The 22897-nt window shown below is 71.5% G+C and carries 19 protein-coding genes; 12 read left to right on the forward strand and 7 right to left on the reverse strand.

What is annotated here, in order from left to right:
* Positions 1-42: 42 nt before the first annotated feature.
* Together FBZ33_RS06225 and FBZ33_RS06230 are read right to left on the reverse strand one after the other, a co-directional pair.
* Positions 43-1632 (reverse strand): cellulase family glycosylhydrolase, encoded by a 1590-nt coding sequence (locus FBZ33_RS06225; protein ID WP_141908316.1) that lies wholly within the window; start codon positions 1630-1632, stop codon positions 43-45.
* A 491-nt stretch (positions 1633-2123) separates the two neighbouring features.
* On the reverse strand, positions 2124-3332 hold the full coding sequence (locus tag FBZ33_RS06230; protein WP_141908317.1) for a DUF349 domain-containing protein: 1209 nt from the start codon (positions 3330-3332) through the stop codon (positions 2124-2126).
* Between the two features lie 150 nt (positions 3333-3482).
* On the opposite strand from FBZ33_RS06230, the gene FBZ33_RS06235 reads away from it, so the two are divergent.
* Genes FBZ33_RS06235 through dapF form a run of 3 tightly spaced genes read left to right on the forward strand, consistent with a single transcriptional unit; the run spans position 3483 to position 6089 of the window.
* Positions 3483-4295, forward strand: coding sequence for a class III extradiol dioxygenase subunit B-like domain-containing protein (locus FBZ33_RS06235; protein ID WP_141908318.1), 813 nt, complete (start codon positions 3483-3485; stop codon positions 4293-4295).
* A complete protein-coding gene (gene miaA / locus FBZ33_RS06240; RefSeq protein WP_141908319.1) occupies positions 4292-5227 on the forward strand; it encodes a tRNA (adenosine(37)-N6)-dimethylallyltransferase MiaA in 936 nt (311 codons plus the stop codon). Before FBZ33_RS06235 ends, miaA begins: the two co-directional genes overlap by 4 nt.
* Positions 5228-5234: 7 nt before the next feature.
* Positions 5235-6089, forward strand: coding sequence for a diaminopimelate epimerase (gene dapF, locus FBZ33_RS06245; protein ID WP_141908320.1), 855 nt, complete (start codon positions 5235-5237; stop codon positions 6087-6089).
* 67 nt (positions 6090-6156) lie between these two features.
* Here dapF and FBZ33_RS06250 read toward each other — a convergent pair whose 3' ends face one another.
* On the reverse strand, positions 6157-7623 hold the full coding sequence (locus tag FBZ33_RS06250) for an NAD-dependent malic enzyme (protein WP_141908321.1): 1467 nt from the start codon (positions 7621-7623) through the stop codon (positions 6157-6159).
* 183 nt (positions 7624-7806) lie between these two features.
* On the opposite strand from FBZ33_RS06250, the gene hflX reads away from it, so the two are divergent.
* Positions 7807-9261 carry a GTPase HflX gene (gene hflX, locus FBZ33_RS06255; protein ID WP_141908322.1) on the forward strand — a complete coding sequence of 485 codons (1455 nt, stop codon included), beginning with the start codon at positions 7807-7809 and terminating at the stop codon, positions 9259-9261.
* Positions 9262-9310: 49 nt separating this feature from the next.
* Positions 9311-11056, forward strand: coding sequence for a hypothetical protein (locus FBZ33_RS06260; protein WP_141908323.1), 1746 nt, complete (start codon positions 9311-9313; stop codon positions 11054-11056).
* A gap of 133 nt (positions 11057-11189) precedes the next feature.
* On the opposite strand, the gene lexA is transcribed toward FBZ33_RS06260, so the two are convergent.
* Positions 11190-11978 carry a transcriptional repressor LexA gene (gene lexA, locus FBZ33_RS06265; protein ID WP_088946780.1) on the reverse strand — a complete coding sequence of 263 codons (789 nt, stop codon included), beginning with the start codon at positions 11976-11978 and terminating at the stop codon, positions 11190-11192.
* 539 nt (positions 11979-12517) lie between these two features.
* Between lexA and nrdR the strand changes: the two genes are divergently transcribed.
* From nrdR to FBZ33_RS06280, 3 genes are all read left to right on the forward strand, one after another.
* On the forward strand, positions 12518-13018 hold the full coding sequence (nrdR, locus tag FBZ33_RS06270) for a transcriptional regulator NrdR (protein ID WP_088946781.1): 501 nt from the start codon (positions 12518-12520) through the stop codon (positions 13016-13018).
* A gap of 67 nt (positions 13019-13085) precedes the next feature.
* Entirely contained in the window at positions 13086-15950 is a 2865-nt protein-coding gene (locus FBZ33_RS06275) for a vitamin B12-dependent ribonucleotide reductase (protein ID WP_370453076.1), read from the forward strand.
* A gap of 224 nt (positions 15951-16174) precedes the next feature.
* A complete protein-coding gene (locus FBZ33_RS06280; RefSeq protein WP_141908324.1) occupies positions 16175-17110 on the forward strand; it encodes a DUF2332 domain-containing protein in 936 nt (311 codons plus the stop codon).
* A gap of 14 nt (positions 17111-17124) precedes the next feature.
* On the opposite strand, the gene FBZ33_RS06285 is transcribed toward FBZ33_RS06280, so the two are convergent.
* Entirely contained in the window at positions 17125-18066 is a 942-nt protein-coding gene (locus tag FBZ33_RS06285; protein ID WP_141908325.1) for a MerR family transcriptional regulator, read from the reverse strand.
* A gap of 204 nt (positions 18067-18270) precedes the next feature.
* Here FBZ33_RS06285 and FBZ33_RS06290 point away from each other — a divergent pair, with 204 nt between their 5' ends.
* Positions 18271-19383: a carboxypeptidase-like regulatory domain-containing protein gene (locus FBZ33_RS06290; protein ID WP_141912435.1), complete on the forward strand. Its 1113-nt coding sequence runs from the start codon at positions 18271-18273 to the stop codon at positions 19381-19383.
* On the opposite strand, the gene FBZ33_RS06295 is transcribed toward FBZ33_RS06290, so the two are convergent.
* Positions 19371-20222: an alpha/beta fold hydrolase gene (locus FBZ33_RS06295; RefSeq protein ID WP_141908326.1), complete on the reverse strand. Its 852-nt coding sequence runs from the start codon at positions 20220-20222 to the stop codon at positions 19371-19373. The two genes, FBZ33_RS06290 and FBZ33_RS06295, sit on opposite strands and share 13 nt — an antisense overlap.
* Positions 20223-20273: 51 nt before the next feature.
* Between FBZ33_RS06295 and FBZ33_RS06300 the strand changes: the two genes are divergently transcribed.
* Both FBZ33_RS06300 and FBZ33_RS06305 read left to right on the forward strand, forming a co-directional pair.
* Positions 20274-20528: a DUF5522 domain-containing protein gene (locus tag FBZ33_RS06300; RefSeq protein ID WP_141908327.1), complete on the forward strand. Its 255-nt coding sequence runs from the start codon at positions 20274-20276 to the stop codon at positions 20526-20528.
* A gap of 111 nt (positions 20529-20639) precedes the next feature.
* Positions 20640-21188, forward strand: a complete 549-nt coding sequence (locus FBZ33_RS06305; RefSeq protein ID WP_141908328.1) for a hypothetical protein — start codon at positions 20640-20642, stop codon at positions 21186-21188.
* A gap of 34 nt (positions 21189-21222) precedes the next feature.
* On the opposite strand, the gene FBZ33_RS06310 is transcribed toward FBZ33_RS06305, so the two are convergent.
* Positions 21223-21912: a metal-dependent transcriptional regulator gene (locus FBZ33_RS06310; protein ID WP_088946789.1), complete on the reverse strand. Its 690-nt coding sequence runs from the start codon at positions 21910-21912 to the stop codon at positions 21223-21225.
* Positions 21913-22013: 101 nt separating this feature from the next.
* Here FBZ33_RS06310 and FBZ33_RS06315 point away from each other — a divergent pair, with 101 nt between their 5' ends.
* Positions 22014-22874 (forward strand): sulfurtransferase, encoded by an 861-nt coding sequence (locus FBZ33_RS06315; RefSeq protein ID WP_141908329.1) that lies wholly within the window; start codon positions 22014-22016, stop codon positions 22872-22874.
* The last annotated feature ends 23 nt before the right edge of the window (positions 22875-22897 follow it).

Below are 22897 nucleotides of genomic sequence, written 5' to 3' on the forward strand. Positions count from 1 at the left end.
CGGCGGACGGCCGACGCGGGGGCCGCCGACCGTCCCGACAACTCAGCAGCTGGCGCCGTTGAGCTTCACCGTGCCCGGCGCGCTGGCGGTGCCGTTGGCGGTGAAGCCCACGGTGACCGACCCGCCCGCCGACAGCGACGGGGCGTGCCCCGGCGCGGCCGCGGTGACCGTCGTGCCGGATTGGGAGACCGTGGCGTTCCAGCCACTGCCCAACGTCACCTCGGACGGCCAGGTCCAGGTGACCGACCACGGGTTCACCGCGGCGGAGCCGGTGTTCTTCACGGTCAACTCACCCTGGAAGCCGCCCTGCCAGGCGTTGACCTGCCGGTAACTCACAGTGCAGGCGCCGGTGGGCGGGTCCGTCGGTCCGTCAGGCGGTGGGGTGGTGGTGCCGCCACCGGTCGGCGCGATCAGGTACGGCTGGAGGATCGCCTGCTTGGTGGTGTTGACGTTCGTCCAGTCGTCCAGCGCGATGCCGCCGGTGTCACCCGAGTTCGGGTTCCACGACCAGTAGGTGAAGGACATCCCGGTGACCCCGGTGCCGGTGTAGGCCATCAACTTCTCCAGCCACACCCTGTCCTTCGGGTCCGCCAGGGTGCTGCCGAACTCACCCATCATGATCGGCGCGATGTTCTGCTTGTACAGGTAACCCCAGTACTTGTCCCAGATGGCCGGCATGTTCGCCGGGTAGTCCGGGGCGTCGAACCAGGTCTGCCGGTAGACCGAGGTGGCGTACTCGTGCGGCGAGTAGACCAGCCGGTTCGCCACGTTCAGCCGTACCGGGAACTGACCGGCCCTGGACAGGTTGCCACCCCACCAGCCACAGTCCTCGTCGTTGCTGGTGTCGCCGTCCCACACGTTGGAGAGGCCACCGCTGGGGCAGCTCACCCCCTCCACGAAGATCAACCAGTTGGGTTGGACGCCGAGGATCGCGTTGCCGGCCCGCTCGGCGGCGAGCCGCCAGTCCCGGGTGGTGTCGCCGCAACCCCAGCACGCGCCGGTGGCCGCCGGGTTGGTGCCCTCGGCGTGCGGCTCGTTGTGCAGGTCCGCGCCGATCACCGTGGGGTTGCCCGCGTACCGCTGGGCCAGCATCTTCCAGTCGTTGATCCAGGTCGCCTCGGAGACCGTCGACGTGTACCACAGCGGCGACTGCCCGGCCGCCGTCGGCCGGTGCCGGTCCAGGATGATCCGCATCCCCTTGCTGCCGGCGTAGTCGATCACCTTGTCCAGGATCTGCAACGGCGACAACCCGACCAGATCCGGGTTGACGAAGTCGTTGACCCCGCTGGCGGTCGCGCCCGGCTTCAGCGCGTCGTTCGAGTACGGCACCCGCAACGTGTTGTAACCCAGCCGGGCCATCGTGTCGAGCTGCCCCCGCCACGGGTTGTTCGACCACAGCCCGTGGAAGGTCTTGTTGTCGGTCTCCATGCCGAACCAGTTGATACCGGTCAACCGGACCGTGGCGCCGGTGCTGTCCACGATCTGATTGCCGCTGGTGTGCAGGTAACCGGTGCCGGTGCCACCCGGCGCGGCGACCGCCGGACCGGTGCTGACCGCGACGGCGACGAGCGCGCCAGCCGCGGCGGTGGCGAGCGCGGCCAGCGCGCCGCCGAAAGAGGTGGGACGGTGCATGCGAGCTCCACTTCGGATGCCCGACGCCGCCGTCGGCGGCGCGGGCGGAAGACCGGGGGAGGCCGTCCGCCCGTCACGCTCCCTCAGGAGTACGCGCACAGCGCGGAACGACCCATGTCACGCGGACGTGGTCACTCGCGTAACGCACACCGACGATCCCCGACGACGTCGTACCGCCGTCAGCGCCCTCGCGTCGATGCCCGACCTGGCTCTGTCGCTCATTCTGATCAGCAGTCTTCAATGCGTCAACCAGCCGTCCGGCTGGCCCCACCCACCGCCCCGCGCCCGTGTCCCGCGCCCCGCGCTCGCCCCGGCAAGCCGGCAACTTCAGGGAAACTGCTGCCTCCGGCGCATCTGAGGCAGCAGTTTCGGGGAAGTTGCGAGGATCTTGGGCGGGGCGCGAGGCGCGCGGGGCGCCGGCCGCGAAGGCCTTGGACACGCGGGAGCCCCCGGTCCCCTCGCAGGGACCGGGGGCTCCGGAAGACGTCAGCTCAGCCCGCCTGCTCGGCGAGTTGGAGGAACTGCCGCTTGGCGGTGAGCGCCTGCTCGGCTTCCTTGATCCGGCGTGCGTCCCCGGCGCTCTGCGCCCGGGCCAGCCGGTCCTCGGCTTCCGCCACCTGCGCCCGCATCTGGGCGAGCAGCGGGTTGTCCTCCTTGGTGGTGCGACGCCACGCCGAGTCCATCACGTCGCGGACCTTGTCGTCGATCGCGCGCAGCCGGCGCTCCAGCCCGGCGGCCGCCTCGCGGGGCACCCGGCCGGCCTCGTGCCACTGTGCCTGGATCTCCCGCAGCTTGGCCTGGGCGCCCTTCGGGTCGGCGTCGATGTCCAGCGCCTCGGCCTCGGCGAGTAGGGCCTGCTTGCGCTCCAGGTTGCCACGCTGCTCGTTGTCCCGGGCGGAGAAGACCTCACTGCGCCGGCTGAAGAAGGCGTCCTGCGCACCCCGGAATCGTTCCCAGAGCTTCTGCTCGGCCTCCTTGGAGGCGCGCGGCGCGGCCTTCCACTGGGTCATCAGATCCTTGAGCTGGTTGGCGGTGGCGGCCCAGTCGGTGGATTCCTGGAGCTTCTCCGCCTCGGCGACCAGCTCCTCCTTGACGGTCTGCGCCTGCTTGCGCTGCGAGTCCAGGGAGGCGAAGTGGGCGCCCCGACGTCGGGTGAAACCGTCCCGGGCGGCGGCGAACCGCTTCCACAGCTCACCGTCGGCCTTCTTGTCGACCCCACGGATGGTCTTCCACTCGTCGAGGATCTCCTTGAGCCGGTCCCCGGCGGTCTTCCAACCGGTGGACTCGGCAGCGAGCTTCTCGGCCTCCTCGACCAGCGCGGTCTTGCGGGCCAGGGCCTCACCGCGAGCGGCGTCCCGGGCGGCGCGCGCCTCACCGGCCTTCTCCTCGGCGAGGGTCGCCAGCTTGTCCAGGCGAGCGGCCAGGGCGTCGATGTCGCCGACGACGTTGGCCTCGGGGAGCGTGGCGCGGATCCGCCGGATCGTGCTCAGCGAGTGCCCGGCATCCGCCGCACCCGACTTGAGCCGCGCTTCGGTCAGATCCACCTCGGTGACCAGATCGGCGAAGCGGCGCGCGAAGTGTGCCAGACCTTCCTCCGGCGCACCCGCCTGCCAGGATCCGACCACCCGCTCACCCTCGGTGGTCTTGACGTATACGGTGCCGTCCGCGTCCACCCGTCCGAAGGCAGTCCAGTCGCTCATGTGCCCATCCTCGTTCTCCCGGCGTCGAGGGAATGGACCCCCGTCGCCGCCACGGCGCAGCCAAGTTGCTTCCGGCATTGTCACAGGTCTTACCCGGTCCGCGTCGAGCGCCTATCGCCGACCGTGACCATACGGTGTCCTAGGGGCCGAATGACCGGATCGGCGCGGAGACGCACCGGGGATTCCCGCTACGGTGAACGGGTGCCACTGGTCGCCGCCGCTGTCTGCCCGCATCCGCCCCTGCTCGTGCCGGAGGTGGCCGGCTCCGCAACCCCCGAGCTGGACGACCTGCGGACGGCCTGCGACACCGCCGTACGCCTGTTGCTGGCAGCCGACCCGGACCGCGTGGTGCTGCTCGGTACCGGTCCGGTGACCGGGCCGATCCGCCCCCCGGCCACGGGTTCCCTGCAGCCCTGGGGTGTCGACCTGGATGTGCCGCTGGTCCCCGGTCAGCCCGACCGGGGAGCGGTGCTGCCGTTGAGCCTGACCATCGGCGCGTGGCTGCTGGCCCGGCACGACGCGCGACCGCCGCTGAGCGCCGCGCCGGCCCACACCGCGCCGGCCTCCGCCGTGCCCGTGTCCGCTGTGCAGGTGGCCGCCGACGCCGGTCTGGCCGAGCTTTCCGCGCTCGCCGACGAGGTGTCCGCCACGGGTGACCGGGTGGCGTTGCTGGTGCTCGGGGACGGGTCGGCCTGCCGGGGAGAGAAGTCACCCGGGTACGACGACCCGCGCGCCCTCCCGTACGACCAGCGGGTTGCCGGGGCGCTGGCCGACGCGGACCTGGACGTCCTGCTCGGCCTCGACCCGGTGGTGTCGGCGGAGCTGAAGGCCGCCGGCCGCGCGCCCTGGCAGGTGCTCGCCAGCGCGGCCCGCGCGGCCGGCGGGGGATGGCGCGGCGAGTTGCTGCACGACGCGGCCCCCTACGGTGTCGCCTACTTCGTGGCGTCCTGGGAGCGGGTGTGACCAGCGACGCGGGGGGCACTGCGGGGGGCACTGTCGTCGCGGTGGTCGGCCCGACCGCGGCGGGCAAGTCGGCGCTGAGCATCGCGTTGGCGCACGCCCTCGACGGCGAGGTGGTCAACGCCGACTCGATGCAGCTCTACCGCGGTATGAACATCGGCACCGCCAAGTTGACCGTCGCCGAACGGGACGGGGTGCCGCACCACCTGCTGGACATCTGGGACGTCACCGAGCCGGCGAGCGTCGCGGAGTACCAGCGGCTGGCCCGCGCGGCGGTGGACGACATCCTGTCCCGGGGTCGGGTGCCGCTGCTGGTCGGTGGGTCCGGGCTGTACGTGCGGGCGGTGCTGGAGCGTTTCGAGTTCCCCGGCACCGACGCGGTGCTGCGGGAGCGGCTGGAACGCGAGTTGGCCGAGGTCGGCCCCGCGCCGCTGTACGCGCGGCTGCGCGCCGCCGACCCGGTCGCCGCGGACGGCATCCTGCCCGGCAACGGTCGGCGGATCGTCCGGGCCCTGGAGGTGATCGAGCTCACCGGCGCGCCGTTCACCGCCTCGCTGCCGCAGCCGACGCCGTACTACCCGTCGGTGCAGCTCGGCGTCGACCTGGACACCGGGCTGCTGGACGAGCGGATCGCCCTGCGGGTCGACCGGATGTGGGCTGACGGCCTGGTGTCGGAGACCCGCGAACTGGTCGGGCGAGGGCTGCCCGAAGGGCGGACGGCGAGCCGGGCGCTGGGCTACCAGCAGGTGCTGCGCATGCTCGCCGGTGAGCTGACCGAGTCGCAGGCGCACGACGAGACGGTTCGGGCCACCCGTCGTTTCGTCCGCCGGCAGCGGTCGTGGTTCCGGCGTGACCCGCGGATCCACTGGCTGGATTCGGCGACTCCGGACCTGATCGGGGTCGCCCTCCGTCTGGTGCCCGCCGAGACGCGATAATGGGGGCGTGGAGTTCACCAAGGGCCACGGCACCGGCAACGACTTCGTCCTCCTTCCCGACCCGGACGGTCGGCTCGACCTGACCCCGGAGCTGGTCGCGGCGCTCTGCGACCGGCGGCGGGGCATCGGCGCGGACGGGGTGCTGCGGGTGGTCCGCGCGGCCAAGCATCCGGACGGCGCCGGGCTGGCCGGCGAGGCCGAGTGGTTCATGGACTACTGGAACGCCGACGGTTCGTTCGCCGAGATGTGCGGCAACGGTGCCCGGGTCTTCGTGCGCTACCTGCTCGACACCGGGCTGGCGACGCCCGCCGGCGCGGCGTTGCCGGTGGCCACCCGGGCCGGCGTCGTGCGCGCGCTGGTCGAGGGCGACCTGGTGTCCGTCGAGATGCGCCGACCACAGGTGTACGACAGCTCCGCCGCGACCCTCGGCGGGCTGACCTTGACCGGTGCGGTGGTGGACGTCGGCAACCCGCACCTGGTGTGCGTCCTGCCGGCCGGTGTGGAGTTGTCCGCGCTGGACCTGACGACCGCGCCCGGGTTCGACCCGGAGGTCTTCCCGAGCGGGGTGAACGTGGAGTTCATCGTGGCGGGCGACCCGGTCGACGCCACCGACGCGCACAGCCTGATGAGGGTGTACGAGCGTGGCAGCGCCGAGACGTTGTCCTGCGGCACCGGTGCCTGCGCGGTGGGCGCGGTGGCCCTGCGTGACGCCGGCCGGGACACCGGAGTGGTCGCCGTGGACGTGCCCGGCGGCCGTGTGACGGTCACGGTGACGGCGGACTCCTGCTGGTTGTCCGGCCCCGCCGTCCTGGTGGCAACAGGCGACCTCGACCCCAACGCCCTGCCCCGCCACCCGGGTTGATCAAGAGGTTTGTGTCAGGAACAACGCGGATCCTGACGCAAACCTCTTGATCAACAGGGGGAGTGCGTCAGGGGGTCGCGCTGGCGTTGGCCGCGATCTCGGGGAGGTCCGCCGGGCCGGGGTCGGCTGCCGGCAGTGGGCTGGGGTTGTGCGCGGCGGCGCGGACGGCGGCGGCGACCGCCGGGGCGACCCGGGAGTCGAAGACGCTCGGCACGATCACCGTCGGATTGATCTTTTCCTCACCGACCACGTCGGCGATGGCCCGGGCGGCCGCGAGGGCCATCTCCTCGGTGAACTCCTCGGCGTGCGCGTCGAGCATGCCGCGGAACACACCGGGGAAGGCGAGCACGTTGTTGATCTGGTTCGGCTGGTCCGAGCGACCGGTGGCGACCACCGCGGCGTGCTTGCGCGCCTCCCGGGGGTCGACCTCCGGGTCCGGGTTCGCGAGCGCGAAGACGATCGAGTCCTTCGCCATCTGGGCGATGTCGTCGCCGGTGAGCAGGTTCGGCGCGCTCACCCCGATGAACACGTCGGCACCCCGGATCGCACCCGGCAGGTCGCCCGAGTAGTTCTCCTTGTTGGTGTTCTCCGCCAGCCACTGCCACGCCGAGTTGAGCCCGGTCAGCCCGCGGTGCAGGGCGCCCTCCCGGTCGTACGCGATGATGTCGCCGACGCCCTGGCGCAGCAGCAGCTTCATGATCGCGGTGCCGGCCGCGCCGGCGCCCGAGACGACCACGCGGACGTCCTCGAGCCGCTTGCCGACCACCCGCAGCGCGTTGGTCAGCGCGGCCAGCACGCAGATCGCGGTGCCGTGCTGGTCGTCGTGGAAGACCGGAATGTCCAGCGCCTCGCGCAGCCGGGCCTCGATCTCGAAGCAGCGCGGCGCGGCGATGTCCTCCAGGTTGATCCCGCCGTACGCGGGCGCGATCGCCTTGACGATCTGCACGATCTCGTCGGTGTCCTGGGTGTCCAGCACCACCGGCCAGGCATCCACCCCACCGAAGCGCTTGAACAGCGCCGCCTTGCCCTCCATCACCGGCAGCGATGCGGCCGGGCCCAGGTTGCCCAGGCCGAGCACCGCCGAGCCGTCGCTGACCACCGCGACGGTGTTGCGCTTGATGGTCAGCCGCCGGGCGTCCGCCGGGTTCTCGGCGATCGCCATACAGACCCGGGCCACCCCAGGGGTGTACGCCCGGGACAGCTCGTCACGGTTGCGCAGCGCGACCTTCGAGGTCACCTCGATCTTGCCGCCGAGGTGCAGGAGGAACGTCCGGTCCGACACCTTGCGGACATCCACGCCGTCCAGCGCGGTCAACGCGTCGACCACCTGGTCGGCGTGGCCGGCGTCGGCGGTGTCGCAGGTGAGGTCGACGATCACGTGGGTCGGGTCCGAGTCCACCACGTCCAGCGCCGTGACGATCGCCCCGGCCTCGCCGACCGAGGTGGTGAGCCGGCCGATCGAGGAGGCGTCCGCGGTTACGGCGATCCGGATGGTGATTGAAAATCCGGCGCTCGGCAGTCGGGTGATGGCCACGGGATCCCTCCGTCACGGCTGTGCGGCCAGTCGGCCGCCGCCCGCATTTCTACCGGGTTGTCGAGTCCGACCAGCATTCGCCCCCACTTTTGGCGACCTTCAGCATGGGCATATAGCAGGTGCGTTCGGCGTTGTGTCATGTCAGGATTACGTTCTACTTATCAAAACGGACAGGAGAACCGCTTGCGAGACCAGGAGAGCTTTGTCCCCGTCGAGGACGAGCTCGACGACGTCACCACCGGCGAGATGGAGCTGTCGGAGCGGCAGTCCCTGCGACGCGTCCCGGGCCTGTCAACCGAGCTCACCGACGTCACCGAGGTGGAATACCGCCAGCTGCGGCTGGAGCGGGTCGTCCTGGTGGGCGTCTGGACCGAGGGCACGATCGCCGATGCGGAAAATTCGCTGACCGAGCTTGCCGCGCTGGCCGAGACGGCCGGTTCGCAGGTGCTCGAAGGGCTCATTCAGCGTCGCACACGACCCGACCCGGCGACGTACATTGGCCGCGGCAAGGTCGACGACCTCGGCGCGGTGGTGCTTTCCACCGGCGCCGACACGGTCATCTGCGACGGTGAGCTGTCGCCGTCGCAGCTGCGCAACCTGGAACAGCGCACCAAGGTCAAGGTTGTCGACCGGACGGCGCTGATCCTCGACATCTTCGCCCAGCACGCCAAGAGCAAGGAAGGTAAGGCCCAGGTCGAGCTGGCCCAGCTCCAATACCTGCTGCCCCGACTGCGCGGTTGGGGTGAGACGCTCTCCCGGCAGACCGGTGGTTCCGGCCGGGGCGGCGGCGCCGGTGGCGGTGTGGGTGTGCGTGGTCCCGGTGAAACCAAGCTGGAGACCGACCGGCGGCGTATCCGCCACCGCATCTCCCGGCTGCGCCGTGAGATCAAGAACATGCGCACGGTACGCGTCACCAAGCGTGCCCGACGCACCCGCAACTCGATCCCCGCCGTGGCCATCGCCGGCTACACCAACGCCGGCAAGTCGAGCCTGCTCAACCGGCTGACGGACGCGGGTGTGCTGGTGGAGAACGCGCTGTTCGCGACGTTGGACCCGACCACCCGTAAGGCCACCGCCTCGGACGGGCGGATCTACACGCTTTCCGACACGGTCGGCTTCGTCCGGCACCTCCCGCACCAGATCGTCGAGGCGTTCCGCTCGACGCTGGAGGAGGTCGCGGAGGCGGATCTGGTGGTGCACGTCGTCGACGGCACCCACCCGGATCCGGAGGAGCAGGTCCGGGCGGTGCACGAGGTGCTCGCCGAGGTGAGCGCGGATCGTCTCCCCGAGCTGCTGGTGGTCAACAAGATTGACGCCGCCGACGAGGACACTCTGCTGCGGCTCAAGCGGCTCTGGCCGGACGCGATCTTCGTATCGGCGTACTCCGGCAGGGGCATCGAGGACCTGCGCTCGGCCATCGAGGACCGGCTGCCGCAGCCGGCCGTCGAGGTCCGGGCGGTCCTGCCGTACGACCGGGGTGACCTGGTGTCCCGGGTGCACCGCACCGGCGAGGTGCTCAGCACGTCGCACCTGCCGGAGGGCACCCTGCTGCACGTCCGCGTCAGTGCGGAGCTGGCTGCGGAGCTGGCGCCGTTCGACGTCGCGCGGCAGGGACAGGCGGCCGGCACCCGGTCCTGAGCCCCACGGCGTCATCCACCTGAAACGCGTGGCATGCGACACTGGCCGAATGCGCCGCGTTGTTTCCTCGGTCACGGTTGCCCTCGGCCTGCTCGGGGCAACCGTGGCGCTCGCCGGAGTCGCCGCTGCGGCCCCCGCGCCCGTGTCGTCGGGGCTGTCCGCTGCCGCTCCCGGTCAGAAGCGGTGCACGATCGTCGACGAGCGCCTGCGTGAGCTGTCCGGGCTGGTCGCGACCAAGAGCGGTTACATCGTCGTCAACGATGGCACCGAGGTCCCGGCACGCAAGCGGGTCTTCTTCCTCGACAGCAAGTGCAAGATCTCGAAGGAGCCGGTCCGATACTCCGGGCAGGGCCCCTTCGACACCGAGGATCTGGCTCTCTCCAAGGACGGCCGCACTCTCTGGGTCGCCGACATCGGCGACAACGCCGACTCGAAGGAGCGCCGCAGCCGCATCGCGCTCTGGTCGATGCCGGTCACCGGCACCAAGCAGCCGACGCTGCACCGGCTCGCGTACCCGGAGGCCAAACCGCACGACGCCGAGGCGTTGCTCATCGGCGACGACGGTAAGCCGCTCATCATCACGAAGGTGACCAGCGGCAAGGCCGAGATCTACACCCCGACGGCGGCCCTGAAGAGCGGCGACACCGACCCGGTGCCGATGAGCAGGGCCGGCGAGATCGAGCTGCCCAAGACGCAGACGGAGAACCCGCTCAACACGTTCGGTCGGATCGCCATCACCGGCGCGGCCCGGTCCCCGGACGGCTCCCGGGTGGTCCTGCGCACCTACGCGGACGCCTTCGAGTACGACGTGAGCGGCGGCGACATCGTCGGCGCGCTCACCACCGGCAAGCCCCGGGTGACGGCGTTGGCCGACCCGTTCGGCGAGGCCATCAGCTACACGCCGGACGGGAAGTCGTTCCTGACCGTCTCCGACGCGGCCCGCTTCGCCGAGGACGAGCCCCTCGACATCCTCAGCTACACACCGTCCACCTCGACAGCGGTGCCACTCGCAGCGGCCGGCGGTGCCAAGCCGGCCGCGGCGAAGTCGTGGACCGACGGTCTGAGCCTCGACGACATCACCTACCTGGTCAGCGCCGTCGGGTTGATCGGCCTCCTGTTGGTCGGCGCCGGGATCATCGGCATCGTCCGGGCCCGCCGACGGCCGCCGGCCGCCGACGGGCCCGACTCGCCGGACCCGGATGGTGAGCCGTCAGGCCCACGTGCCGGTCGTGCCGCCGACGGGCCCGCGGGGCCCACCGGCCGGAAGAGCGGTGTCTACGGTGGTGGCGCGCCAGCGGGTGGCGCAGTCTACGGCGGTGCCTCGGGTCGCGGCGGCCCGGCCCCGGCGGGTGGTGCGGTGTACGGCGGCGGTGGTCGCCCGGCCGACGGTGGCTACGGCACGCCACGGCCGGACGCCGGCAGCGGTGTGTACGGCGGAGGTCGTCCCCCAGCCGGCGGAGGTCGTCCCCCGGTCAGTGGTGGCGCTCGTCCTCCGGTTGCTGGTGGCGGTCGCCCTCCGGCCAGTGGTGGCGGTCGCCCCCCGGCTGCTGGTGGCGGTCGCCCACAGGGTGCTGGCGGTCGTCCGCAGAGTGGGGGCGGTCGTCCTGGCGGCGGTGTGTACGGCGATGGCGGCGGCCAGCCCGGCGCCGGTCGGGCGGAGCCGCCCCGGCGCGGTGGGCAGGAACCCGACCAGCGGGGCCAACGGCCCGGCCGCCGGCGTGACGATGACGGGCCCGTCGATCCGTACGGGCAGTATCCCGGGGGCGGCCGCGGCTATCGGGGCGACCGTTACTGATGAGCGTCGCCGCGCTCACGCGCCCCTGAACAACCAACGCGGGTGGGCCGCGCGCCTGAACGGCGGGCGTGGGTGGTCTGCGCTTCTGAACAACGGCGCGGGTGGGCGCCGTGGGCACCCACCCGCCGGCCGGTCAGATTCGGCGCAGGACCGCCACGACCCGGCCCATGATGGTGGCGTCGTCACCGGGGATCGGGTCGAAGGCCGGGTTCTGCGGCATCAGCCAGACGTGCCCGTCGCGCCGTCGGTAGGTCTTCACGGTCGCCTCGCCGTCAAGCATGGCGGCCACGATCTCGCCGGAGTCGGCGGTCGGCTGCTGCCGCACGACGACCCAGTCGCCGTCGCAGATCGCCGCGTCGAGCATCGAGTCGCCCTTGACCTGGAGCATGAAGACTTCACCCTCGCCCACCAGCTCGCGGGGGAGCGGGAAGATGTCCTCCACGGCCTGCTCGGCGAGGATCGGCCCACCGGCGGCGATCCGACCGAGCATCGGCACGTATGCCGGGGTCGGCCGCTGCGCCCGGGACAGCTCGTCGTCGATGGCCTCGCTGGGAGCACGGACGTCCACCGCGCGCGGCCGGTTCGGGTCGCGGCGCAGGAAGCCCTTCTTCTCCAGCTCCTTGAGCTGGTAGGCGACGCTGGACGGCGACACCAGGCCGACGGCCTCGCCGATCTCGCGGACGCTCGGCGGGTAGCCGTGCCGCTCGACCCAGGTGCGGATGAACTCCAGGATGCGACGCTGGCGAGCGGTCAGGTCGATCGTCGCCGGGTCGGGGAAGGCGCTGACCACCGGGGTGACCTGGCGCACGGCGGGCTGACCCGTCCGGCTGCGCGCGGCGCTGCGGCGTCGGGTGGTGGCCGGCGGGCCCGCCTCGGTGATCTGCTGCGGGCTCTTCGGCCGGCTGGCCCGGTCCTCGGTCACGTCCGTCCTCCCTGGTCGGCGCTGGGTGCCTCGTCGGCTCGTGGTGCGTGCGGTGGTGCCACGTTGTTCATGACCGTATAGGTGAGATCGGTCATTTTCAAACATCTGTACGACCTCTCACCGGCGTGTCGGGGTGAAAAAGCGCTCCGGTCGTACGGATGTTCTGATAAATGGTACGTCAGGTAGCACTGGTGTTCGATCATCGGCCGTTTTCCCTGTCACTCTGGCCCGCTGGCCGGTAACCCGGGCGGGCCGTTCGCGTTGGGTCTTCGGGCGTGCCGATGGTCGCGGATGACCGGATGGTGCGTGACGCGCCGGACACGCCGGTCAACTTGACCCGGCTTCCCCAGCGACATACGGTCAACCCCTAGATGTAGTAGTGACATGGGCGTAAGTTGCCCACAGGTTGGGTCCGACTACCGACCGCACTCCCGTAACGTCGATCACGGCGGGCGCCATCCGAGGGTGGCGCCGCCGTGGTGAGTCGTGCCCGGGAGTGTCCGGTGTGGGCGCAGTTGATCATTTTTAGGAGGTGGGCGATGCGGTGTCCGTACTGCCGGCACGCTGACTCCCGGGTGGTCGACTCGCGGGAGGCCGACGACGGCCAGCTCATCCGACGGCGGCGTTCCTGCCCGGAATGCGGCAAGCGGTTCACCACCGTCGAGGAGGCGGTCCTCGCTGTCGTCAAGCGCAGCGGGGTGACCGAGCCGTTCAGTCGTACGAAGATCATCGGCGGGGTGCGCAAGGCGTGCCAGGGCCGGCCGGTGGACGACGACTCGCTCGCGCTGCTCGCGCAGCGGGTGGAGGAGACGGTCCGGGCCAAGGGGGCCGCCGAGATCCCCAGCCACGACGTGGGCCTGGCGATCCTGGGCCCACTGCGCGACCTGGACGAGATCGCCTACCTGCGGTTCGCCAGCGTCTACCGCTCCTTCGACTCACTCGCCGACTTCGAGCGCGAGATCGAGACGTTGCGGGCCGCGGCGCGCGCCCGGGGGCAGGGCAGGGCCGATGCGGTCGAGGCCGCCGGCCGTACCAGCTGAATCTTCACAGTTTTTCAAGAGATTGGGACGCGCGGTGGGTGACCGCGCAGACGAGGGGGGCGACGGCGTGACAACTAGCCGTTCACGAAACAAGGCAGGCGCGGGGCTGAAGATCGAGCGGGTGTGGACGACCGAGGGGGTCCACCCGTACGACGAGGCCACCTGGGAGCGCCGCGACGTCGTGATGACGAACTGGCGGGACGGCTCGATCAACTTCGAGCAGCGGGGGGTCGAGTTCCCGCAGTCGTGGAGCGTCAACGCGGCCAACATCGTGACCACCAAGTACTTCCGGGGCGCGGTGGGGACCCCGGAGCGGGAGTGGTCGCTCAAGCAGCTGATCGACCGGGTGGTCACCACCTACCGCACCGCGGGCGAGGAGTACGGCTACTTCGCCAGCCCGGCCGACGCCGAGATCTTCGACCACGAGCTGACCTGGATGCTGCTGCACCAGGTGTTCAGCTTCAACTCGCCGGTCTGGTTCAACGTCGGCACGCCGTCGCCGCAGCAGGTCAGCGCCTGTTTCATCCTGGCCGTCGACGACTCGATGGACTCGATCCTCGACTGGTACAAGGAGGAGGGGCTGATCTTCAAGGGCGGCTCCGGCTCCGGGGTCAACCTTTCGCGGATCCGCTCGTCGCGTGAGCTGCTCTCCTCCGGCGGCACCGCCTCGGGCCCGGTCAGCTTCATGCGGGGCGCCGACGCCTCCGCCGGCACCATCAAGTCCGGCGGCGCGACCCGCCGGGCGGCCAAGATGGTCATCCTCGACGTGGACCACCCGGACATCGAGGAGTTCGTGGTCACGAAGGCGCGCGAGGAGCACAAGATCCGCGCCCTGCGCGACGCCGGGTTCGACATGGACCTCGGCGGCTCCGACATCGTCAGCGTGCAGTACCAGAACGCCAACAACTCGGTCCGGGTCTCCGACGAGTTCATGTCGGCGGTGGAGACCGGCGGCGGCTTCGACCTGCGCGGTCGGCTGGACGGCTCGGTGATCGACACCGTCGACGCCAAGAAGCTGTTCCGCACCATCTCCCAGGCCGCCTGGGAGTGCGCCGACCCGGGCCTGCAGTACGACGACACGATCAACGACTGGCACACCTGCCCGGAGACCGGGCGGATCACCGCGTCGAACCCGTGCTCGGAGTACCTGCACCTGGACAACTCCTCGTGCAACCTGGCCTCGCTCAACCTGATGAAGTTCCTCCGCGCCGACGGTGGCTTCGAGGTGGAGAAGTTCGTCAAGTCCGTCGAGTTCGTCATCACCGCGATGGACATCTCGATCTGCTTCGCGGACTTCCCGACCGAGAAGATCGGTGAGACCTCCCGCGCCTACCGGCAGCTCGGCATCGGCTACGCCAACCTCGGCGCCCTGCTGATGGCCACCGGCCTGCCGTACGACTCGGACCAGGGCCGCTCGGTCGCCGCGTCGATCACGTCGCTGATGACCGGCACCGCCTACCGCCGTTCCGCCGAGCTGGCCGGCGTCGTCGGCCCGTACGACGGCTACGCCCGCAACGCCGAGCCGCACAAGCGGGTCATGCGCAAGCACGCCGCGGCCAACGACGAGATCAAGCCGACCAGCCCGGTGGCCACCGCGATCGTCCGTGAGGCGACCAAGCAGTGGACCCAGGGCAACAAGATCGGTGACAAGTTCGGCTGGCGCAACGCGCAGGCGAGCGTCCTCGCCCCGACCGGCACGATCGGCTTCATGATGGACTGCGACACGACCGGCGTTGAGCCGGACCTGGCGCTGGTCAAGTTCAAGAAGCTGGTCGGCGGCGGCTCGATGCAGATCGTCAACCAGACGGTTCCGCGCGCCCTGCGCAGCCTCGGCTACCCCGAGGAGCAGGTCGAGGCGATCGTCGAGCACATCGCCGACCACGGCCACGTGGTGGACGCTCCCGGCCTCAAGCCGGAGCACTACCCGGTCTTCGACTGCGCCATGGGAGAGCGGACGATCGCCCCGATGGGTCACGTGCGGATGATGGCGGCCATCCAGCCGTTCGTCTCCGGCGCCATCTCCAAGACGGTCAACATGCCGGAGGCGGCCACCGTCGAGGACGTCGAGAAGATCTACTTCGAGGGCTGGAAGCTCGGCCTCAAGGCGCTGGCGATCTACCGGGACAACTGCAAGGTCGGTCAGCCGCTCTCGGTCGCGAAGTCCAACAAGGCCACCGAGCCGGCCGCCGTCGAGGCCGCGCCGGTCGCGGTGGAGAAGGTCATCGAGTACCGGCCGGTGCGTAAGCGCCTGCCGAAGAAGCGCCCGTCCGAGACGGTCAGCTTCTCCGTCGGAGGTGCCGAGGGCTACCTCACCGCGTCGTCCTACCCGGACGACGGCCTCGGCGAGGTCTTCCTCAAGATGTCCAAGCAGGGCTCGACCCTGGCCGGGGTGATGGACGCCTTCTCGGTGGCCATCAGCATCGGTCTGCAGTACGGCGTGCCGCTGGAGACGTTCGTCAGCAAGTTCACCAACATGCGCTTCGAGCCGGCCGGCATGACCGACGACCCGGACGTGCGGATGGCGGCCTCGGTGATGGACTACATCTTCCGTCGCCTGGCGCTGGACTTCCTGCCGTATGAGCGCCGCGCCGAGCTGGGCATCTTCACCGCTTCGGAGCGGGCCGCCCAACTGCGGGCCGAGGCCGACGCGGAGGCCGCCGGTGTCACCGGTGCCGAGCTCACCGCGATGGCGTCGTCGGCGCCCGTGGAGGCTCCGGCCAAGTCGGAGGCCGTCGCGCAGCCGGCCCAGGAGATGGCCGACGTGGCCGCCGCCAAGCCGGCGCCGAGTGTGGGTTCCAGCACCGAACTGCTGGAGGCCGTGATCGGCAAGGCCGCCGACGCGCCGCTCTGCTTCACCTGCGGTACGAAGATGCGCCCGGCCGGCAGCTGCTATGTCTGCGAGGGCTGCGGTTCCACCAGCGGCTGCAGCTGACGTACGAACGCGAGATCCGTGAGCGCGGCAGGGATCACCTGCCGCGCTCACGGTGTTTTTTGATCGACTCGCGTTTCACGAGACCGGGGCATCAACCTCGCCCGGACACCCCGACTTCACGAAACCCGAGTCGATCACGCGGCCGCAGCACTCCAGGAGGCGGGTGAGGCAGCGCACGGGAACGGGGGCTGAATTACCGAGGAACGGGCTGCGACGATGAGGGCATGACGACCGCCGAGGCGTACGCGGAGTTCGGCAGGCGTGAGGCGCGCGGGGTGTCGCCCACCTATGAGCGTCTGTCGCATGCCGTCGCCGACGACGATGCCCTGCTCGCCCTGCTGGATGCGCTTCCGCCGGCCAAGCGGCAGCCCAACCTGTTGTTCAGCGTCGTCCGCTGGCTCGGCGGCCCGGTCGACGACCCGGCTGCCTTTCACGACTTCACTGTGACGCACTGGCCCGCCGTCAAGGCGGAGCTGCTCACCCGGGCCACCCAGACGAACGAGAGCGGCCGGTGTGCGGTCCTGCTGCCGGTGCTCGCCGCGCTGCCGCAGCCCCTCGCCCTGCTGGAGGTGGGCGCGTCCGCCGGGCTCTGCCTGTACCCCGACCGGTACGCGTACCGCTACGGCGAGCACCAGGTCGGCTCCGGCGAACCGGTCCTGGAGTGCGCGGCCAGCGGTCTGGTGCCGCCGACCCGCGTACCCCAGGTGGTGTGGCGGGCCGGCCTGGACCTCAACCCTCTCGACGTGACCGACCCCGGCGACGTGTCCTGGTTGGACGCGTTGATCTGGCCGGAGCACGCGCACCGGCGGGCCCGGCTGCGCGCCGCTGCGGCGGTCGCCGCGGCCGACCCGCCGCTGCTTGTTCGCGGCGATCTGGTGGACGACCTGCCGGCGCTGGCCGCCCGGGCGCCGGCCGACGCGACGCTGGTGGTCTTCCACACGTCAGTGCTCTACCAGGTGCCGCCGCCGCGCCGGGAGGAGTTCGTCCGGCTGGTCCGTGAGCTGCCCGGTCACTGGATCGCGAACGAGGCACCGGAGGTGCTGCGGCACGACGGGCTGCCCGACCCGCCGGACGATGCCATGCACAACGTCCTCGCGTTGGATGGCAGGCCGTTGGCCTGGGCCCGGGGCCACGGCCAGGCGATGACCTGGTTCGGGTGACGCCGTGAGTCGGCTCAGCGGGCCGGTTCGGGCATCCGGGCGCGTAGGGCCTGGATGAACCACTCCGCCGCCGGGGCGACAGCGTCACCGGTCGACCAGCCGTTGAGCACCGACAGCAGGTCGACATAGCGGTCCCGGCGGGGATCGTTCGCCACGGTCAGTCGGTCGAGCAGCCGCTGGCGCAGGTCGGCGTCGTCAGGGCGGCCCCGCAGGCGCGCGTACCGGTCGATGACCCTCGCGACCACGGCATCCGCCTCGGGAGCGGTCGGATCGAGACCGGCCGCCAGGGCGGGGGCCACCGCGTCCCGAACCACTGCGACGGCGTCCGGGCGCGGCAGCCCCGGGACGTCGTGGTCGGCGGCGTGCTGGCGCGCCAACCGTTGCATGCCCGCCCGGAAACTGGCGTCCTGGCACAGCTCGGCCAGCTCCAGCCACGCCTCGACCTGCTCGGTGCTGGGCTCGTCGGGCAGGCTCGGTGTCATCGACACGACGACACCGGGAGAGGTGGGCTGGTCGCGCAGACCAGCGAAGACGGTGTTCAGGAAGTCGCCCACCAGGTGCCCCCGCTCGCGCGTGGTGAGCTGGGCCAGGCGGTGCAGGTCGTCCACCTCCGCCGGGCCTGCCCCGCGTCTCGCCGCGACGGTGAGCACCGCCTGGCGCAGCCGCAGCACCCGGATCTGCACCGCCAACGCCTCGGCGTGCGCGGCGGCCACCTCGGGCAGGGTCACCTCGCGGTTCACCACGCGGCGAACGGTGGCCAGGTCCACGCCCAGCTCGCGCAGGGTGCGGACCAGTTCCAGTCGGGCAACCGCCTCGGCGTCGAAGAGGCGGTAGCCGGCGGGGCTCCGGTCGGTGGGCGGCACGATTCCCCGGTCGGCGTAGTACCGGATCGTCTTGACGCCCAGGCCGGTTCGCCCGGCCAGGTCGCCGATCGTGTACAGCGGTTTCCCGTTCATGTCCCCACCCTGCTGTCTCCCCCCGCTGGAGACTCAACCCGACACCGGCGACAGGCGCATCCGACTCGCTCAGACCCGTCCCTGGCACTGTTGTGTCCTCCGGCCAGACGTCGGCGGTGGGTCGCGCAACCCGTCCCGGACAGGGCATAGTGGCCCGCGGTGCCATCGACCGGTGTTGCCTGCTCTTGCTGAAGGTGGTTGGAAGTGACGACGCGCTTATGTGTCCGGTGGACCCGAGCGGCCGCATTGATCACGCTGATCGGGGGGACGTTCGCGGTGTCGGCGGCGCCCGCGACGGCCGCCCCGCAGCCCGTCCGGATCCTGAGCGTGTCGGCGGAGAACGTGAAGCCCAACGAGACGGTGCGCGTGCGGTTCAGCGTCACCAACACCGGCAGCAGGGCCGAAACGGCCATCGTGGTGGTCGGCGGCGGCCTGCGATGCACCTCCGGATGCCGGGCAGAGCCGAAGCTGGGACCCGGCCGGAGCCAGACCTTCGACACGACGCTCGTCGCCCCCGCGGCTCGTCCGAATGAGATCACCGGCCTCAACATCTCAGTCGCCGTGCGGCTTGCCGGGCAGAACAGCTATGACCACAGGACGGTCTACGTCCACGGCCCGGGTGCGTCGCCATCCGGCGGGGACAAGCCGGCAGCCGGGGTGAAAAGTGTCTCCGGCCGGGTTCGCGACGCCAGCGGAAAGGCAATCGGCGGCGTGAACCTGACCGTCACGGACAGCGCCGGGCACGAATACCGGACGACCAGCAGCCGCAGCGGCCAGTTCTCGATCACGTCGAGCGACGGCAAGCCGATCGCCGAGGGCACCATCACCGTCCGCGCGACCATGGACGGCTACGGCACCGCTCGCACGACCGTACGAGGCACTGCCGGTGACGTCGCGACAGTGGGGCTGACCCTCTCGGCGGTGGCAGCGCCCACCAGGACGTCCGCGTCGCCCGCCGTGGAGGCAAGCCCTCTCGCCGCGGAGGAGGTGGGCGAGGACACCCCCGCTGCTGCGCTGCCCACCCTCAAGGCAGTCAGCGAGGAGGGAAGCAGTTCGTTGCCTTTCCTGCTCCTGGGTGGCTTGCTGGTCGCCGCGGGCGTGGGCGCGCTCGCACTGGTGGTGATGCGCCTGAGGAACACACCGGACGCTGTCGCGGAGTCCGGTGTTCCCTCGACGACCCAGCTGTTGGCGCCGGCCGGTGGGAGCATGACCGACGCCCCGACAGCGGTACTGCACCTTGGGCCGGTGCGCGGGTTCCCGGGCTCGTACGGCGCGCCCCCGCAGGGTGGCATCCACCAGAACGACTACCGGGGCTGAAAGCGCAGGAACGTCGAGACCGTGGCAGTGAACCTGTCGGCGTCGTCAAGCCACGGGTAGTGCCCCGCGCCCGGCTGCACGACCAGTTCGGCGCCCGGTGCCAGCTCCGCGAGTTGGGCGACCAGGCCGGGCGGGGCACCGAGGTCGACCTCACCGGCCAGCAGCAGCACCGGGCCCCGGTGTGCGGCGAGCGCGGCGCGGGTTGCCGGCGGATCGAAGGCGCCCTCGGCGCCGAAGACCCGGGCCGCGTCCTGGTTGCGCTGGCCCGGTTCCGCCGCCTGGTGCGCGCGGGCGGTGGCGTCCCACCGGCCGTAGAAGAACGGTGCGATCGCCTGCCAGGCATCCGCGGTCGCCCGACCGGCCACCATCGAGTCCAACGCCGCCGCTGCCGCCGGGTACCACGGCTCGCCGGCTCGGACCCGGGTGACCTCCCGGCGCAGCGTGGCGGTCGCCTCCAGTCCGAGAGCCCGCGTGCTCGGTGTGATCAGCGAGAGCCGGCCGATCCGCTCGGGATGGCGGGTCGCGTACCCCAGGGCCAGGTTGGCGCCGGCGGAGTGCGCGAGCACGTCACACCGGTCGAGGCCCAGGTGTCGGCGTAGCGCCTCGACGTCGTCGACCATCTGGTCGCAACGGTAGGTGGAGACGTCCGCCGGTACGGCCGACCGTCCGGTCCCCCGCAGGTCGAGGACGACCAGCGTCCGGTACGCGCCCAGACCGCCGAGATCACCGAGGTACGCCGAGTCCCGCATCGGCCCGCCCGGCAGACAGACCAGCGGGTCGCCCGCGCCGATGCTCCGGTACGCGAGTGTGGTGCCGTCGGACGCGGCGAAGGTGGCCATGGGTACACCCTCCCAGGGCGGTTGGGACGTGCGCTTCCCTAGACTGCCTCGGTGAGCGGAGAGCGACGACCCCTGGCCGACCGGCCGCTCACCGAGCCGCACCCGTCCCGGCTGTCGCCGGAGCACCCCGACCGGGCCCGGATCCTCGCCGCGCACGACGCCGCGCTCGCCGCCGGGGAGGCCGGCTATCTCGATCCGCAGAGCGGGTTGTTCGTGCTCAGCGCCGGCTTCCTGGCCCGCCGTGGCACGTGCTGTGGACGCGGTTGCCGGCACTGCCCGTACGTGGATGATCCACAGCCCGGATAGGCGCGGGCAGACCGGCGGAACGAGGGCTTCCGCCCGCCACCGACACCCCGTACGGTGTCCGACGGACACCTGGCGGGCGCCTTCCGCCGTCGGTCGGCGAGAGGGTGGAACGTGCGCGGGCGGATCGTGGTCGCCGGGGTGGCGGGGCTGCTGGTGAGCGGCTGTGCTGCCGAGGCCGAGCCGGTGGCGGTGCCGCCGCCGGTGCCGATCGCCGTGGACGTGGCGGCGGCCTCCTCGGGTGGGGCCTGCCGGCTGCTGGACTTCGCGGTGATCGAGCAACTGGTCAAGGTGCGCTTCGACGTGGCGGCGCCCAGCGAACAGGGCGACACGCACACCTGTGTGGTGCGGGCCAGGAGCGCGACGCTGCCGGAGCTGACACTGAGTGTGTCCGAGACCACGATCGACAAGGCCACCTTCGCCGCGGATGTGGTGCCCGACAAGGCGGCGAAGGTCACCGGGCTGGGTCAGCAGGCGTACCGGCGGACGACCGCTGCGGCGAGCGGGCATGGGCCGGTCGCCGAGGTGGGCTGGCTGGCCGCCGACGGACGGTTGGCCACTGTGAGTTGGACTGCGGCCCGTGGCGGCGAGCGCTCGGCGGCGGAGAAGCTGACCGGTGGCCTGGCCGCGCTGGCGAAAAAGGTGGACACCCGGGCGTTGTGACGCCCGGGTGTCCGGTTGATCAGTTGACGGCGACTCAGCTGGCGGCGACGAAAACCCGGGAGGCGACCTCGCGGGGCAGCCGCACCCGGTCCCCGGAGCGGTCGATCGAGACGCCGTCGCGCTCCTGTGCCACGGTCACCGTGGCGCCCGGGTCGACACCCGCGGCGTGCAGCTGGCGCAGCACGTCGGCGTCCTTCTGCACGCTCTCGCAGATCCGGCGCACCACGACCGACCCGGAAAGACCGGGGAAGGCCAGGTTGCGCTCACCCTCGGCGGCCTCGGTGGCCTCCGCGGCCGGCGAGCCCAGCTCCTGCAGCCCTGGGATCGGGTTGCCGTACGGGGAGCGGGTCGGCCGGTTGAGCAGGTCGTACACCCGCTTCTCCACCGCGTCGCTCATCACGTGCTCCCAGCGGCAGGCCTCCTCGTGGGCCTCCTCGTAGGGCATCCCGATGACGTTGACCAGCAGCAGCTCGGCGAGGCGGTGCTTGCGCATCACCGACACGGCGCTGCCGCGACCCTGGGCGGTGAGCGTCAGGTGGCGGTCTCCCTCGACGGTGAGCAGGCCGTCGCGCTCCATCCGGGCGACGGTCTGGCTCACGGTGGGGCCACTCTGCTGCAGCCGTTCGGCGATCCGGGCACGCAGCGGCGGCACCCCCTCCTCTTCCAGCTCAAGGATGGTGCGCAAATACATTTCGGTCGTATCGACCAGGTCGTGAGACTTCATAAGGTCAGCGGCCCTCCGATGCACGATGCTACCTCGGGTGTTGGCCCGCCGGCCGCCGCCGAACCGTGAGCCCTCGGCACGAATGGTGTTGGATGGTCGCCATGTCCGGTACCCAGGAGCCGCTGGTCGAGGTCGATCGGCTCGCCGCCGAGCTCGACGACGCCGATCCGCCCACCCTGCTCGACGTCCGCTGGCGGCTCATCGGCCCGTCCGGCCACGACGACTACCTCGCCGGTCACCTGCCCGGCGCGGTCTTCGTCGACCTGGACACCGCGCTCTGCGGGCCGCCCGGCGTCGGCGGTCGGCACCCACTGCCCGACCCGGCCGCGTTGCAGGCCGCGTTGCGGGCCGCCGGCGTCCGCGCCGGTCACCCCGTTGTGGTGTACGACGGTGGCGACGGCCTGGCTGCCGCCCGGGCCTGGTGGACGTTGCGCTGGGCGGGGCACCGGCCGGTGCGCCTGCTGCACGGTGGCTTCCCGGCCTGGGTCGCCGCAGGCCTGCCGGTCTCCACCGAAGCGCCAGCCCCGACCCCCGGCGACATCGTCGTGCGTCCCGGTGATCTTCCGGTGCTCGACGCGGGGCAGGCCGCCGAGCTGGCCGCCGCGGACGACGCGGTGCTGCTCGACGTGCGGGCGGCACCCCGCTACCGGGGCGAAGTCGAGCCGATCGACCCGGTCGCCGGGCACGTGCCGGGAGCGGCGAACCTGCCCGCCGGGGAGTACGTCGGCCCGGACGGGCGCTTCCCGGCCGCCGATGTGCTGAGCGAGCGGTTCGCCGCCGCCGGAGTCACCGGGGCGCGGGCTGTCGGGGCGTACTGCGGCTCCGGGGTGACCGCCGCGCAGGCCGTGCTCGCGCTGCACCTGGCCGGTCGCACGGACGCCGCGCTCTACGTCGGTTCGTGGAGCAACTGGGTGGCCGACCCGACCCGGCCGGTCGCCTCCGGGCGGACTTCCGACCGCTGACCAGCGCGTGCGGTGGGCCGACG

The sequence above is a fragment of the Micromonospora sp. A202 genome, assembly GCF_006715105.1.
Lineage (GTDB): Bacteria > Actinomycetota > Actinomycetes > Mycobacteriales > Micromonosporaceae > Micromonospora > Micromonospora zamorensis.